Below are 15,282 nucleotides of genomic sequence, written 5' to 3'. Positions count from 1 at the left end.
GCTAAGTCGGACCAAGTCCGCGCAGAGTGGATTTGTAATACTCCCAATTTGGGGAAAAGCGAGGTGTATAGAATGAAAGCAGGAATTCATCCGGAGTTTTATGAGGCAAAGGTTGTATGTGGTTGTGGTAATACTTTTACTACTGGCTCCACCAAGCAGGAGCTGAGAGTTGATGTATGCTCAAAATGTCATCCTTTCTTCACTGGCCGTCAGCGTGATATAGCAGCTGGTGGTCGTATTGAGAAGTTCAACAAGCGTTATGCACAGAAGTAATAACTCAAGTATTCATGAGCAGGGCAGAAATGCTCTGCTCATTTGTATATGAGGACTTTTTGGCCTCCCATTTGTCGGAGTTTATATAGAATGTAAGATTTATGAGGTAATTATGAGTGATAAAATAACTGTTGGCGGACAAGCAGTAATAGAAGGTGTGATGATGCGTGGCCCTAAAAAGGTGGCCACTGCAGTGCGTACACCGGATAAAAGAATTGAAATACAGGTCAAACCGGTAAACTCACTGGGGGATAGATTTCCAATCTTAAAAAAGCCTTTTTTCAGGGGCTGTGTTTCCCTGGGAGAATCACTGGTAATGGGAATACGCTCCCTGTCTTATTCAGCACAGATGGCTGGGGAGGAAGAGGAACAGATTTCCGATAAGGAGCTGGCAACCACCATCGTTTTTGCCTTTGTAATGGCGGCTGTCTTATTTGTAGCTATTCCAACAGGAGCAGCCAAGCTGTTTCATTTTATAACCGATGATCCTGTTTTTTTGAACCTCATGGAAGGGGTATTGCGCCTGCTTATTTTCCTGGCATATATTTTCGCTATTTCTGCCATGAAGGATATCCAGCGCGTTTTTCAATACCATGGTGCCGAACATAAAACTATCGCCTGCTTCGAGGCAGGTGAACCTCTTACAGTAGAGAATGTAAAAAAACATACCCGTCTCCATAAAAGATGCGGGACCTCCTTTTTGCTGATAGTAATGTTGGTCAGCATATTTGTCTTCGCTTTTTTGGGGTGGCCGGACCTGTGGCTGCGCATTCTCAGTCGTGTGGTCTTATTGCCGGTTGTTGCAGGTATTTCTTACGAAATTATCAGATTATCAGCCAATTCTGATAACTGTGTACTGGGATGGGCCGTAAAACCAGGCTTGTGGCTTCAGTATCTCACCACCAGAGAACCTGATGACGACATGATGGAAGTGGCAATTGAATCGGTTAAGGCAGTTTTGCCTGAGGATAAGATTCCTGAGGGTACAGGTGAATATCGCTGTGCTGATGAGCCCCAGCCGGAAACAATGCGGGCTACAGCATCTGTTACACTGTGATTTGCAGATATTAATTATGGGACTATAGAAGAAAGACTGAAGACTGTATGAATATTATGGATAAATTACAGGCGGTGGAGGACAAGTTCCTTGAGCTGGAATCCCTTATAAGTGATCCGTCTGTTTTGGAAGACATGAATAAATGGCAACATTATAATAGGGAGCATTCTTCCCTTATACCGATAGTTGATGCTTACAGGGAATACAAGAAAGTATGTCAGGGCATTGATGATAATAAGGAAATGCTCAGTGAAGGCATCGATGATGATGAATTCCGTCACATGGTAGAGGATGAACTGGCAGATTTTAAAAAACGCAAGGAAGAGTTGGATAATGAGCTGCCGATTATGTTGTTGCCAAAAGATCCCAATGATGACAAGAATGTCATAGTTGAAATCCGAGGCGGAGTAGGTGGTGAAGAGGCGGCACTTTTTGCAGGTGATCTTTTCCGTATGTACTCCCGATATGCTGAGAGTCAGGGCTGGAAGGTAAGTATCCTGGATTCCAATGCTACTGAAATAGGAGGCTTTAAGGAAGTCTCTTTTGCTGTCGAGGGATATGGCGCATATAGCAAGTTAAAATACGAAAGTGGAACCCACCGGGTGCAGCGTGTACCTGTTACAGAATCAGGCGGCCGGATCCATACATCAGCAGTTACTGTAGCTGTCCTGCCTGAGGCAGATGATGTGGAAGTCGAAATTAAGAATGAGGATATTCGCATTGATACATACCGTGCAGGTGGTGCAGGTGGCCAGTATGTCAATAAGACAGAAACGGCAATACGCATTACACATATGCCGACAGGTATTGTAGTGCAGTGTCAGGATGAAAAATCCCAGCTTAAAAACAAGGAAAAAGCAATGCGGGTACTTAGAGCCAGAGTTCTTGAGCAGGCACAGCAACAACAGACGGATTCTATAGCTGCAGACCGCAAGAGTCAGGTCGGGTCAGGCGATCGCAGTGAAAGGATAAGAACCTATAATTTCCCTCAAGGGCGTGTAACAGACCATCGTATAGGCCTGACATTACATAAATTGGATTTTGTTCTGGATGGGCAGCTGGATGAGCTCTTAAATGGGCTGATAACTGCAGATCAGGCAGAACGCATGAAAAATGTTGACTAAGAGGTAATCATGGCAGATGAGTTATGGACAATAGGCAGGCTGTTAAAATGGACAGAACAATACTTCCAAAAGGCCGGTGTTGATTCTCCCCGTTTGGATAGTGAGGTGCTTCTTTGTCATGTTTTGAAAAAGGAAAGAATTTACCTTTATGTGCACTTTGATCAGCCCTTGAGCAACGAGGAGCTGGCAGAATTCAAAAGCTATATAAAGCAGAGGGTGCAGCATAAGCCTGTGGCATATATAGTGGGGCATAAGGACTTTATGGGCCTCGATTTTATTGTTACTGAGGATACGCTGATACCAAGACCGGATACGGAAATTTTAGTGGAAACTGTTATATTCAGGCTGAAAACCGGGGCCGGGGACATAGGGGCCATAGCTGATATAGGAACCGGGTCTGGGGCTATATGCTTGTCGTTGTTGAAATATTTGTCCTCCCTGCAGGCTGTGTCCGTTGATGTATCGGCTGAGGCTATTGCAGTAGCCCGTGAAAATGCTCAGCGCATGGGTTTATCCTCAAGGATAGAGTTTTTACAGGGGGATTTGCTGGAACCGGTCAAGGACAGAAAATTTATTGCCATAGTCTCCAACCCGCCGTATATTCCTGCAGGGGATATAGTATCGCTGGATCAGGATGTGAAATCCTTTGAACCTGAGTTGGCTTTGAATGGCGGTGAAGATGGCCTTGATTTTTACAGGCGGCTGGTAGTTGATTCATTACCGTTATTGGAGGACGAGGGCTTTTTGGCAATGGAAATCGGCATAAATCAAAGTGATGCCTTGGTAGAGCTTGCAGAAAAAGCCGGTTGGGGCAGAATTGAGATAGTAAAGGATTTGGCTGGTATTAACAGGGTTGTCGTATTATGGAAACAGAAGTAGTTAGGATAGCTGATTTAAAAAAGGACATGGGGTTTATCAAACAGGCTGCCAAACTGATTCGTGATGGCAAGCTGGTGGCCATGCCCACGGAGACCGTGTATGGATTGGCTGCTGCGGGACTTAACCCCATGGCCGTCAGAGCATTGTATGAAGCCAAGGAGCGCCCCGGATATAAGGCATTTTCCCTGCAAATAAGTGATATTGCCATGGCCGGGGAAATTGCTGCAAGGGTTCCTGATATGGCCTGGAGATTATTTAAGGAATTTTGTCCCGGCCCAATAACAGTTATATTGCCAAAGAGAGATATTGTTCCTGAGATTGTTACTGGGGGAAAGTCAACAGTGGGAATCAGAATTCCTGATAATGAGATTGCTTTGGCCGTACTAAAGGCAGTGGGAGGTCCATTGGCCGTGCCAAGTGCAAATATATCAGCTCATCCCAGCCCTGTATCCGCACGGATGGTTTATGATGACATGTGTGGGCGGATACCGATGATTTTAGATGGAGGGCCATGTCAGTTGGGGGTGGAATCAACCATTGTTGATTGTACAGGAGATGTCCCATATATTGTCCGCCAGGGAGCTATCCCTGCCGCTGATATCATGAAATGTGCGTTAAGGACATAGTTGGTTATTAATAAAAAATATATGCATGACAGTAGGGTTATCTGCTAAGGGTAGTACCGGCAGGGAAGAATACTATCGGATATGCGTAAGGGAATTGGTCTGTGAAAACAGGCCGATTTTTTCATATCCATTAAAAATAAATTTATCTATGGCGTTATCTATGTTACAATACTCTAGAAAATGGTCTTAGAAAGTAGATTAAGAATAGGAGAAGGTTGGATGAAAATTTGTATAGGGTGCGATCATGGAGCACTGGAGCTAAAGCATTCTGTGTTGGAGGTATTATCAGAATATAAGGATATCCAGGTTGAAGATGCGGGAACATTCAATAAGGAGTCTGTGGATTATCCTGATATAGCCGAGAAGGTTTGTCATAAAATTAAAGATGGGCAGGCTGAACGGGGCATACTGATGTGCGGTACAGGCATAGGCATCTCCATGGCAGCCAATAAGGTTCATGGTATAAGGGCGGCACTTTGCAGTGATGTTTATTCTGCCCGTATGTCAAGGGAACATAATGATGCAAATGTTCTGGTCATGGGGGGAAGGGTCCTGGGACCCGGACCTGCAAGTGAAATTGTCAGGGCATGGCTGGATACAGAGTTTTCAAATGGTGAACGCCATAAACGCCGGATTGAAAAAATGATGGCTTTGGAAAATAAATAATTATAGCAGGAGGATTTAGTTATGAGCTTAATGGATGAACTTAAGACTGTTGACCCTGAGGTAGCGAAGGTAATAGATGATGAATTAAATCGTCAGCGCAACAAATTGGAACTTATAGCATCAGAAAATATTGTCAGCTCAGCCGTAATGGCAGCTCAGGGGAGTGTCCTTACCAATAAGTATGCTGAGGGATATCCTGGAAAGCGGTATTATGGCGGCTGTGAGTATGTAGATGTTGTAGAACAGCTGGCTATTGATCGTGCCAAGGAGCTTTTTGGGGCAGAGTATGCAAATGTACAGCCACATTCAGGAGCTCAGGCTAATATGGCAGTATTTTTTGCATTGTTGACCCCGGGTGATACTGTAATGGGGCTGAATCTCACTGACGGTGGGCATCTTACCCATGGCAGTCCGGTGAATATGTCAGGGAAATATTTTAAGATTGTCCCTTATGGTGTAAGTGCTGATACAGAACAGCTTGATTATGACCACATCAGAAAGGTAGCAGAGGAGTGCAGGCCAAAGCTGATTGTAGCAGGTGCATCAGCCTATGCAAGAGTGTTGGATTTTCCTAAACTGGCAGATATTGCCCATTCAGTTGGTGCTTATCTGATGGTAGACATAGCCCATATTGCCGGATTGGTAGTTGCAGGGCTTCACCCGTCACCTGTTCCATATGCAGATGTTGTAACCACCACTACCCATAAAACCTTGCGCGGTCCTCGTGGCGGCTTGATTTTATGCAAGGATGCAGAATTCGGCAAACAGTTCAACAAGGCTATTTTCCCTGGCATTCAGGGAGGCCCACTTATGCATGTTATTGCAGCTAAGGCTGTAGCCTTTAAGGAAGCACTGTCTCCGGAGTTCAAGGAGTATGCTCAGCAGATTTTGAAGAATGCCAAGGCTTTGGCAGAGACTCTCACTGAAAAAGGATTCAGGATTGTCTCTGGGGGAACAGACAATCACCTAATGCTGGTTGACCTGACCAATAAAAATATTACCGGTAAGATTGCTCAGAATGTATTGGATGAGGTGGGAATAACTGCCAATAAAAACACTATCCCATTTGAGAAGCTCAGCCCATTTGTTACCAGTGGCCTGAGATTGGGCTCACCTGCCCTCACTACCCGTGGATTCAAAGAGGATGATATGCGTGAGGTGGGCAATATAATAGCCCTTGTATTGGATAATCCTGAAGATGAAGGTGCTAAGAGCGAAGCGAGAAGCCGTGTAGCTGCTCTGTGCAAAAAATATCCATTGTACGAATAATACGCTGATGTAAATAATGCTATATGTTATTGCCATAGATTAGGTGTATATTTTGATATGCGTTTTATCTTTGGAAAATTGCGACAATTGCGTTATAATGTTAGTAGTTAAGAATAATGATATCTCATCAGGAGGAAAAAATGTCAGATTTAAAAGCCATTGTAGTAAATCATCCATTAATTCAGCATAAGCTGACTATCATGCGTAAAAAGGAGACCAGCTCCAAGGATTTTCGTCAGTTGCTTGAAGAGATAGCAATGCTCATGACCTATGAAGTAACCAGGGATTTTCCGCTTAAGGAAATTGATATCGAGACCCCTGTGGCAAAATGCAAGGCCAAGGTTTTGGCCGGTAAAAAAGTAGGCGTAGTTCCGATTCTCCGGGCTGGCCTGGGCCTGCTGAACGGTGTAGTAAACATGATTCCATCAGCAAGAGTAGGTCATGTAGGTATGTATAGAGATCCGGAAACATTAAAGCCTGTAGAATATTACTGCAAGCTGCCTGGAGATGTGGCTGAGCGTACCTTGATTGTTGTTGATCCGATGTTGGCTACCGGTGGATCATCTGCAGCGGCCTTGTCCTTATTAAAAGAAAAGGGCGCCAAGAATATTGTGCTTATGTGCCTGGTTGCTGCACCGGAGGGAATTAAGGTAATCAATGAGGAACATCCTGATGTGCCGGTTTATGTGGCTGCCATAGATGAGTGCCTCAACGAACACGGTTATATTGTTCCTGGGCTTGGGGATGCCGGGGACAGGATTTTTGGAACATTGTAATAGTATATTGGGCGTTATCTGCCGGCTGGTGCATACTGTGTGCCGGTCGGCAGTATTTTTTAGGGAGGGATTTTATGCAGAATTTTGAGTTTTATTGTCCGACTGATATCGTTTTTGGCAAAAATGCTGAGGCCCAGACTGCAGCAAAAGTACAGCAATACGGTGGTTCGAGGGTAATGGTGATTTATGGTGGCGGAAGTGTTGAGCGCAGTGGTCTTTTAAAGAGGATAGAAGAAAATCTCACCGCAGGAGATATTCTCTTTAAGACTTTGGGCGGGGTTCAGCCAAATCCTGTTCTGTCCTTTGCCCAGAAGGCTGTAAAGGAGGCAATCGATTTTGGTGCTGATATGGTCCTGGCAGTCGGTGGAGGAAGTGTTATTGACACAGCAAAGGCTGTGGCAGTAGGGGTGGCCAACCCTGAAGTCGATATCATGGAATATTGGGACAAGGGACGCACCTTTGATGTCTGTGCCCCAATAGGGGTAGTCCTTACAATTGCGGCTGCCGGAAGCGAGACCAGTGATTCGGCTGTACTGACCATTGATGGTACAGGCAGAAAAGGTGGTGCTCACAGTGACCTGATCAGACCTGATTTTGCGATAATGAATCCGGAACTGACATTTACCCTGCCACCATACCAGATTGCCTGTGGTGTTGCAGATATTATTATGCATACCCTGGAAAGATATATATCATATACTGAGGACAATGTATTTACTGATCTGGTGGCGGAAGCCCTGATGACAAATGTCATCAAATATGGTCGTATAGCAGTGGCACATAGGAAAAACTATCAGGCCATGAGTGAAATCATGTGGTGTGGCAGTGTTTCACACAATGGTTTTACCGGACTGGGACGGGGCAAGGAGTTTTCTGCCCACAAGTTGGGTCATGTCCTTAGTGGAGTATATGATGTTACCCATGGGGCATCCTTGGCAGTAATGTGGCCAGCCTGGGCGCGGTTCGTTTACGAGGATAACCCGGAACGGTTTGCCCAGTATGCTGAAAGGGTATGGGGTGTTAATGCCGGTACAGCAGAAGAACGCTCCAGGGCAGGTATTCGCATGACCAGGGAATTCTTTGAGCAGATTGGATTGCCTACGAACTTTAGTAAATTGGGAATCGGAGTCCTTTCAGATGCAGATATAGAAAAACTTGCTGATATCTGTACGGCTAATGATTCCAAAAAGGTTGGAGTATTCCATCCAATGAGTAAGGCGGATGTCATGGCAATATACCAAAGTGTCAATAAATGACTGTCATAGACTGTAATGAAAAGCCCGGCGTAAAATAGACGGGTTTGACATGAATCAGGGCTGGAAAACGAGATGGTTTTCCGGCCCTTTTATCATTTGGAGATGTATTTCTGACAGAAAAAATGGTATTTATTTTATTGCTGCCAAAACTTTTCTTTTCAATTTGCAAGAGAATAACATATATGGTAAACTGAAGTGTATTAATGTCAAGAAGTATGCCTATTTTAGGGGGAAATTTACATAAATGGAAAAGTTGATAATAAATGGTGGCAAGCGTTTGACTGGACGCGTAAAAATAAGTGGTGCCAAGAATGCTGTTTTGCCTATTATAGCTGCAACTCTTTTGGGACAGGATACACCGAGTCGATTGGAAGAGGTTCCTGCGCTGGATGATGTTCATACTATTACCGAGGTTTTGGTCAAGCTGGGTGTAAAGGCGGAGTTTGACGCTGACAAGAATACCCTGATGGTGGACAGTTCAAGTATTGCCAGCTGTGAGGCTCCATATGACCTGGTAAGGAAAATGAGGGCATCCTTTCTTATTATCGGCCCATTGCTGGCCCGGTATGGTAAGGCAAAAATTTCGCTGCCAGGAGGGTGTGCCATCGGTACACGCCCTATTGACCTACATTTAAAGGGCTTTGAGGCCTTGGGGGCAGAGGTCAATATCGGTCATGGATTTATTGAGGCTCATGCTCCACAGGGATTAAAGGGTGCAAGGATTTATTTGGATTTCCCAAGTGTGGGTGCTACTGAGAACATAATCATGGCAGCCTCTATGGCGGAAGGACAGACTGTCATTGAAAACCCTGCCCAGGAGCCGGAAATTATTGATTTGGCAAATTATTTGAATGTCATGGGTGCCAAAATTCGTGGTGCCGGTACCAATGTTATTAAAATTGATGGTGTTAAGAAATTAACCGGCAAGAATTATACTATTATTCCGGATCGTATCGAAGCAGGTACCTATATGGTAGCTGCTGCTATGACCAAGGGAGATGTATATATCGAAAACGCCATAAGTGAGCATCTGAAGCCTGTCATTGCAAAACTGAAGGAAGCAGGAGTCAGCATTGAAGAGCATATAGATGGCATTCGTGTCTTTTGTGATACTGTTACCAAGGCTGTGGATATCAAGACTATGCCATATCCTGGCTTCCCTACGGATATGCAGGCGCAGTTCATGGCCATGCTGACTGTTTCTGAAGGCTCGGGGATGGTGACAGAGACCGTATTTGAAAATAGATTTATGCATGTTGATGAATTAAAGCGTATGGGCGCAAATATCAAGATTGATGGAAGAACATCAGTTGTGGAAGGTGTGCCTTCATTGACAGGTTGCCAGGTAAAGGCGACTGACCTCAGGGCAGGAGCAGCTATGGTATTGGCCGGGCTGGTGGCTGATGGCGAAACCGCTATAGGGTATATACATCACATTGACAGGGGATATGATAACCTTGTTGCCAAACTGATTGGCCTGGGTGCTGATATCAGACGGGTTGATGTGTAGATAAATAAGGAGCAGTAAATGGACATAACTAAGAGAGATCTTTCCCTCATTGGCATTGTTGGGTTGGTGTTGTTTTTGCTGGGGAATTGGGCAATAGCCATTACGGACCCGGTGGAATCAAATTATACCCTTACCGCTTTGGAAATGATGCGTTCAGGGGATTATGTTTCACCTAGAATATATGGCAATTATTGGTATGACAAACCGGCGTTTTTTTATTGGGAATTGATTGTTGCCTATAAACTATTCGGTGTAAATGAATTTGCCGCCAGATTTTTCCCAAGTGTTTTTGGCGTTTTGGGATTGATGATGACATATTTATTTGCCAGAAAGCTGTATGACCGGAAAACAGGTCTCATGGCTGCCGGTATCCTGGGAACCTGCTTTGAATACTGGCTTTTATCAAAAACAGTTATCACTGATTTAACCTTGTTTGTCTTTTTTGATGCTGTATTGATTTTCTTTTATCTTGGCTATAGTACAGGAAAGCGCAGTTATTATTATCTGTGCTATTTGTTTGCCGGGCTTGCTACATTGGATAAGGGCCCTATAGGTTTATTGCTTCCTGGATTTATCCTGTTGGTATATATCTTTATCAGACGGGATTTTAAGGAAATTCTTCGTCTGAAGCTGCCTCAGGGATTGTTGCTTTATGCTCTTGTGGCAGGTAGTTGGTATTATGCCATGTATACTATCCATGGGATGGAGTTTGTAAATAATTTCCTGGGAGTACATAACTTTCTTAGGGCTACACAATCAGAGCACCCACAATGGAATGTATGGTATTATTACCTGATGATTTTTTTCTTGGGCTGTTTGCCTTGGAGCTGGACATTACCTGCAGTTATCCGAAAGTATATCAAGCTGAAAAAACGCCCGGAACTGGATATGACCGGCAGCTTTTTGCTGGTATGGGCCCTGGTGGTCAATATTTTTTATCAGTGCATGGCAACAAAGTACACGACTTATACCTTGCCTGCGCTTTTGCCTATTGCAATCCTTATTGCCAGATATCTGTACGACCGGGAGAAGCTGGTCAAGCGTACAGTAGGGGTGATGTTGGCGCTTTATGCGGTACTGACCTTTGCGGTAGCCGTACCTGCCTGCTCCAATGAAGGATATTCCTGCAAGAATGTCGCAGCCGTTTATAAGGATCGTGTCAAGGCGGATGATCTGGTGGTAAGCTATGGCGACTATAAGACATCAAATGTTTTTTATGGTGATAAATTAGTTTATCGGCTGGAGGACGCCAAAGCTATTCCTGGAATGTTACCGGATGGCAAAAGCTGGAATGCAAAAAATGTCATGCCGTTTATATCCTTTGAGGAGTTGCCTGAAGACAAGGATATTTACCTGATTTTGAATAACAGGCGTTTTGATTCCTTCGAGAAGGATTTCAATACTGCTGAATGGGAGCTGCTGGAATCATTTAAGAATGCCCGGGTATATTACCGAAAAGCCAGACAATAAGAATATTTGAGATTTAAAATACACTGGACACATAGTCCGGTGTATTTTTTTACTTACATTGTCCTAGAACAGAATAATAATCTGAAATCCATGCAGTGTAAATGTTAGTCCTCTTTCTGAGCCCCAGGAAGCAGTACACATCAACATGTCAGCAATTTGTGAAATGCGGTCATATGATCAGTGGGGATAAAGAAATTGCTTAATAGTGATATATTTTTCTTGCTTTTTCTATAAAAAAGAGTAAAATACATACATGTGTATAAATAGGTGTCATGACAGCTGATTATAGGAGGATGTAAAGTAATGATTTTGGACAGACTGGAAAAAATGCCTGTAGGCTCTTTTCACTACAAATTGCTTTTGGTGACTGGGCTAGGTTGGTTATTTGATTCAATGGATACAGGGCTTATTGCCTTTGTTTTGCCTGTGTTGGCCAAGGAATGGGGCCTTACACCAGGACAGATGGGCTGGATCGGCAGCATAGGCCTGATAGGTATGGCCCTGGGTGCTGTAATATCCGGTACCATAGCCGACAGAATAGGCCGTAAAAAAGTGTTTACAATAACAGTTCTTATGTATGCCCTGGGAACAGGGATGTGCGCATTGGCCTGGAATTATGAAACCTTGTTGTTCTTTAGATTTTTGGTAGGTTTTGGCCTGGGCGGCGAGCTGCCGGTTGCGGCTACCCTGATGTCAGAATATGCTCCTACCAGACTGCGTGGCAGATTTATAGTTCTGCTAGAGAGTTTTTGGGGCATTGGTTGGTTGGTAGCAGCATGTATAGCATATTTGCTGATTCCACAGTTTGGCTGGAAAATTGCCTTTGTCATAGGTACCTTGCCGGCGCTGTATGTATTTTTAATCAGGCTTCATATGCCGGAATCAGTTAGATATCTGATTTCCAAAAATAAGGTTGAGGAAGCAAAGGAAATTATTTTGGATTTGGAGAAAAAACTTCATATAGACAGCGTACCGTTTGATAAGGAATTAACTCCTGAGGAAAGGGGCAGTGCTGCTGTTGAAGTGGCTGGACCGAAAACCCTTTGGAGTGAAAAATACGTAAAGAGGACAATCATGCTGTGGATGGCCTGGTTTGGTATCGTGTACAGTTATTACGGGATATTCATGTGGTTGCCATCAATCGTTTTCCAGCAGGGCTTTGCCGTTGTCAAAACCTTTGAGTATGTATTGATCATGACGGTTGCTCAATTGCCTGGATATTATTGTGCGGCCTGGCTGGTAGATGTAATCGGGAGAAAAAATACACTTTCAGTTTTCTTGTTGATGAGTGGCGTAGCCAGCTACTTCTTTGGCAATGCTGCAACTTCAGAAATGCTGCTTTTCTGGGGAGCAACAATGTCCTTCTTCAATTTGGGTGCCTGGGGTGTTATTTATACCTATACGCCGGAGCTGTATCCAACATCCATGAGAGCCTTGGGAAGCGGTTGGGCAGCTGGCTTTGGCCGTATTGGTGGAATGATTGCACCAGCCCTTGTTGGTGTAATGATCTCAGGACAAATGGGTATAAATAATGTATTTATCATGTTTGCAGCGGTATTCATTGTGGTATCAGCAGTAGTGTTGACCTTGGGAACAGAAACACGACAGAAGCAACTGGAAAGCATTGGATAACGCTCAGATGGCCAATGATTAAATTTAATTAAAGCTTATTTTGTCTAAAAGGACTGGACCTGGTTCCAGTCCTTTTTATGTGGAAAATTTTCAGAATAAGCAGTATTCATAAGTCCATGGGGCAGGGGCCGGGGAGATATTGGAAATGTTAAATAAGTGAAAAGTATGTTGACAGATTTTGTGAACATGATACAATAACATATGAACAGACATTCATATGTTATTGATGAGGAGATGATCAGTTATGAAGAAAAATATTAAACTGGAAGGCTTGGATTGTGCTGTTTGCGCAGGTAAAATGGAGGATGCCATCAGCAAACTGCCGGAGGTAAAGTCTTGTCGTGTTAATTTTATGAGTCAGAGAATGCTGCTGGAAGTCGATGAGGATAAAATGGATTATGTCTTGCAGAAATCAGAGGAAATTATTCACGGGTATGAGCCGGATGTTGTAATAGGTAAATAACGAGGCTGAGATCAAATGACTATTAAGCAAAAAAATACATTAAAACGAATAATTGCCGGTATTGTGATTTTAGCTGCAAGTATTTTTTTGGGAGAGACAACCATTTATGGCATCGGACTGGCTGTGCTATCCTTCGCAGTGGTAGGCTGGGATGTGCTTTTAAAGGCAGTAAGGAACATTGGTAAAGGACAGGTTTTCGATGAATTTTTCCTTATGTCTGTTGCTTCAATAGGAGCGATGCTCATTCATGAGTATGCTGAGGGGGCAGCAGTTATGGCCTTTTATCAGCTGGGTGAATGGTTTCAGTCCTATGCTACCGGCAGGGTCAGAAATTCAATTGGTGAGCTGATTGATATAAGGCCGGATTATGCCAATGTTGTTAGGAATGAGCAGGTCATTCAGGTAGATCCATATGAGGTTGAGGTGGGAGAAGTGCTGCTGGTAAGACCAGGAGAGCGCATTCCCTTGGATGGTGAGGTCATCGATGGTAAATCCTTCGTAGATACAGCAGCACTTACCGGGGAATCCGTTCCTCGAGAGCTGGGCATCGGCGACACGGCAATAAGCGGCTGTATAAATCAGACTGCTTCCATCAGGCTCAAGGCAACGGCTACCTATGATCAGTCTACCGTAGAAAGGGTTTTGGAGCTTGTTGAAACCTCTGGAACTCAAAAGGCAAAAACGGAGAAATTTATTACCAGATTTGCCAGATATTATACTCCCATAGTAGTGGGCATTGCCATATTGGTGGCTGCATTGCCACCCTTGTTGCTGGGTGAGGCCTTTGATGTCTGGTTGTATAGGGCACTGACATTTTTGGTTATTTCCTGCCCATGTGCATTGGTGATTTCCATCCCAATGAGCTTTTTTGGCGGTATTGGTGGGGCATCCCGCAAGGGAATATTGGTCAAGGGAGGAGATTATCTGGAGCGCTTGGCTGATGTGGAAATAGTTGCCTTTGATAAAACCGGAACTATCACAGAGGGCTGCTTTGATGTCCAGGAAGTGGTCCCTGTTGGTTCAATAAGCAAGGAGGAACTCTTGTTTTATGGGGCAGCTGCTGAAATAGATTCGTTGCACCCTATTGCTGAGTCCCTGCAAAGAGCCTATGGGAAAAGTATTAATCGGGAAAGCGTGGATGATATTAGGGAAGAGGCAGGCTATGGGGTGTTAGCTACAGTCCGGGGCCACAGGATTGCGGCCGGCAATGAACCCTTGCTGACCAAAATGAATATTTCCCATGAATTGGCGTCTGTTACCGGGACAGTCGTATACATCGCGGTAGATGATATATATGCAGGCTATATCCTGATTGCTGACCGTATCAAGGCTGGTGCGGCTAATGCCATAAAGACAATCAAAAATGCCGGTATAAGGAAAACGGTAATGCTTTCCGGAGACAAGACGGATATTGCCAACAAGGTTGCAGCTGTGGTAGGAATGGATGAAGTGATGGCTGAACTGCTGCCGGCCGATAAAGTGGGTGGTGTCAACAGGCTGTTGAAGGACGTCTCCCCGGGCAAGACCCTGGCTTATGTAGGAGATGGTATAAACGATGCTCCGGTACTTGCCAGGGCTGATATTGGTGTCGCAATGGGTGGTATTGGATCAGATGCCGCTATAGAGGCCGCAGATGTTGTATTGATGACAGATGAGCTGAATAAATTGGGTACTGCTATTCAGATAGCTAGAAAGACAATGGGGATATGTTGGCAGAACATTATTGGTTCCATTGGGATCAAGGTGCTGGTCATGATAACAGGTGTCCTGGGCTATACCTCCCTTTGGGCTGCAGTGTTTGCTGATGTAGGGGTTGCAGTCCTGGCCATTCTCAATGCAATGCGGGCCTTGTATTTGCGGGAAAATACCAGTGCGGCCAACATGGATGAAAAGACGGTAATGGCGGAAACATTGTGTGATTGATACTTATTTATCAATTCATTGACAAAACAAGGATATAAAGTGTAAAATAATACTGTTGCGGATGTAGCTCAGCTGGATAGAGCATCTGCCTCCTAAGCAGGGGGTCGCGCGTTCGAATCGCGCCATTCGCACCAGATGAAAACAACCTCGAAGTCAGTGCTTGTGCTGATTTCGAGGTTTTTGTTTTCTGCGGGCAAGATCATGATTTGCACCTCTAGTATGCCAATAAGTATGCCAATAACTTTTGACAAAGTGTACACTACACACGGTATCGACAAATATATTTTCTTATGATATAGTGCCATTAACAGTCCGCTATGTAAATTAGAACGGGAAATTATGTTCCCGCGCACGGGAG

14 protein-coding genes and 1 tRNA gene are annotated in these 15,282 nt (G+C 44.3%); all 15 read left to right on the top strand.

Annotated features, from left to right (window positions below; translation table 11 throughout):
• Positions 1 to 72: 72 nt before the first annotated feature.
• Positions 73 to 273: a 50S ribosomal protein L31 gene (gene rpmE / locus K6C05_RS00095; protein WP_296730188.1), complete on the top strand. Its 201-nt coding sequence runs from the start codon at positions 73 to 75 to the stop codon at positions 271 to 273.
• A 112-nt stretch (positions 274 to 385) separates the two neighbouring features.
• Entirely contained in the window at positions 386 to 1,330 is a 945-nt protein-coding gene (locus tag K6C05_RS00090) for a DUF1385 domain-containing protein (protein WP_296730187.1), read from the top strand.
• 53 nt (positions 1,331 to 1,383) lie between these two features.
• Positions 1,384 to 2,454 (top strand): peptide chain release factor 1, encoded by a 1,071-nt coding sequence (prfA, locus tag K6C05_RS00085; protein WP_296730205.1) that lies wholly within the window; start codon positions 1,384 to 1,386, stop codon positions 2,452 to 2,454.
• A 9-nt stretch (positions 2,455 to 2,463) separates the two neighbouring features.
• A complete protein-coding gene (gene prmC / locus K6C05_RS00080) occupies positions 2,464 to 3,333 on the top strand; it encodes a peptide chain release factor N(5)-glutamine methyltransferase (RefSeq protein WP_296730185.1) in 870 nt (289 codons plus the stop codon).
• Complete coding sequence (locus K6C05_RS00075; protein ID WP_296730184.1) at positions 3,318 to 3,959, top strand: L-threonylcarbamoyladenylate synthase; 642 nt, start codon at positions 3,318 to 3,320, stop codon at positions 3,957 to 3,959. Before prmC ends, K6C05_RS00075 begins: the two co-directional genes overlap by 16 nt.
• 219 nt (positions 3,960 to 4,178) lie before the next feature.
• Positions 4,179 to 4,625: a ribose 5-phosphate isomerase B gene (gene rpiB, locus K6C05_RS00070; RefSeq protein WP_296730183.1), complete on the top strand. Its 447-nt coding sequence runs from the start codon at positions 4,179 to 4,181 to the stop codon at positions 4,623 to 4,625.
• Positions 4,626 to 4,646: 21 nt separating this feature from the next.
• Positions 4,647 to 5,894: a serine hydroxymethyltransferase gene (glyA, locus tag K6C05_RS00065; protein ID WP_296730182.1), complete on the top strand. Its 1,248-nt coding sequence runs from the start codon at positions 4,647 to 4,649 to the stop codon at positions 5,892 to 5,894.
• Between the two features lie 140 nt (positions 5,895 to 6,034).
• Entirely contained in the window at positions 6,035 to 6,670 is a 636-nt protein-coding gene (gene upp, locus K6C05_RS00060; protein WP_296730179.1) for a uracil phosphoribosyltransferase, read from the top strand.
• A gap of 74 nt (positions 6,671 to 6,744) precedes the next feature.
• Positions 6,745 to 7,926: an iron-containing alcohol dehydrogenase gene (locus K6C05_RS00055; RefSeq protein ID WP_296730177.1), complete on the top strand. Its 1,182-nt coding sequence runs from the start codon at positions 6,745 to 6,747 to the stop codon at positions 7,924 to 7,926.
• Between the two features lie 244 nt (positions 7,927 to 8,170).
• On the top strand, positions 8,171 to 9,436 hold the full coding sequence (murA, locus tag K6C05_RS00050; RefSeq protein ID WP_296730176.1) for a UDP-N-acetylglucosamine 1-carboxyvinyltransferase: 1,266 nt from the start codon (positions 8,171 to 8,173) through the stop codon (positions 9,434 to 9,436).
• 18 nt (positions 9,437 to 9,454) lie between these two features.
• Positions 9,455 to 10,906 carry a glycosyltransferase family 39 protein gene (locus K6C05_RS00045; RefSeq protein ID WP_296730175.1) on the top strand — a complete coding sequence of 484 codons (1,452 nt, stop codon included), beginning with the start codon at positions 9,455 to 9,457 and terminating at the stop codon, positions 10,904 to 10,906.
• Positions 10,907 to 11,209: 303 nt separating this feature from the next.
• Entirely contained in the window at positions 11,210 to 12,538 is a 1,329-nt protein-coding gene (locus tag K6C05_RS00040) for an MFS transporter (RefSeq protein WP_296730173.1), read from the top strand.
• Between the two features lie 244 nt (positions 12,539 to 12,782).
• Positions 12,783 to 13,001, top strand: a complete 219-nt coding sequence (locus K6C05_RS00035) for a cation transporter (RefSeq protein WP_296730172.1) — start codon at positions 12,783 to 12,785, stop codon at positions 12,999 to 13,001.
• Positions 13,002 to 13,016: 15 nt separating this feature from the next.
• Positions 13,017 to 14,924: a heavy metal translocating P-type ATPase gene (locus K6C05_RS00030; protein ID WP_296730171.1), complete on the top strand. Its 1,908-nt coding sequence runs from the start codon at positions 13,017 to 13,019 to the stop codon at positions 14,922 to 14,924.
• 57 nt (positions 14,925 to 14,981) lie between these two features.
• A tRNA-Arg gene (locus tag K6C05_RS00025) sits at positions 14,982 to 15,058 on the top strand.
• Positions 15,059 to 15,282: the final 224 nt, after the last annotated feature.

The sequence above is a fragment of the Anaerovibrio sp. genome (assembly GCF_024697385.1).
GTDB lineage: Bacteria > Bacillota > Negativicutes > Selenomonadales > Selenomonadaceae > Anaerovibrio.
The sequence above is the reverse complement of the archived record's forward strand: the minus strand, read 5'-3'. Positions and strand labels throughout refer to the sequence as shown.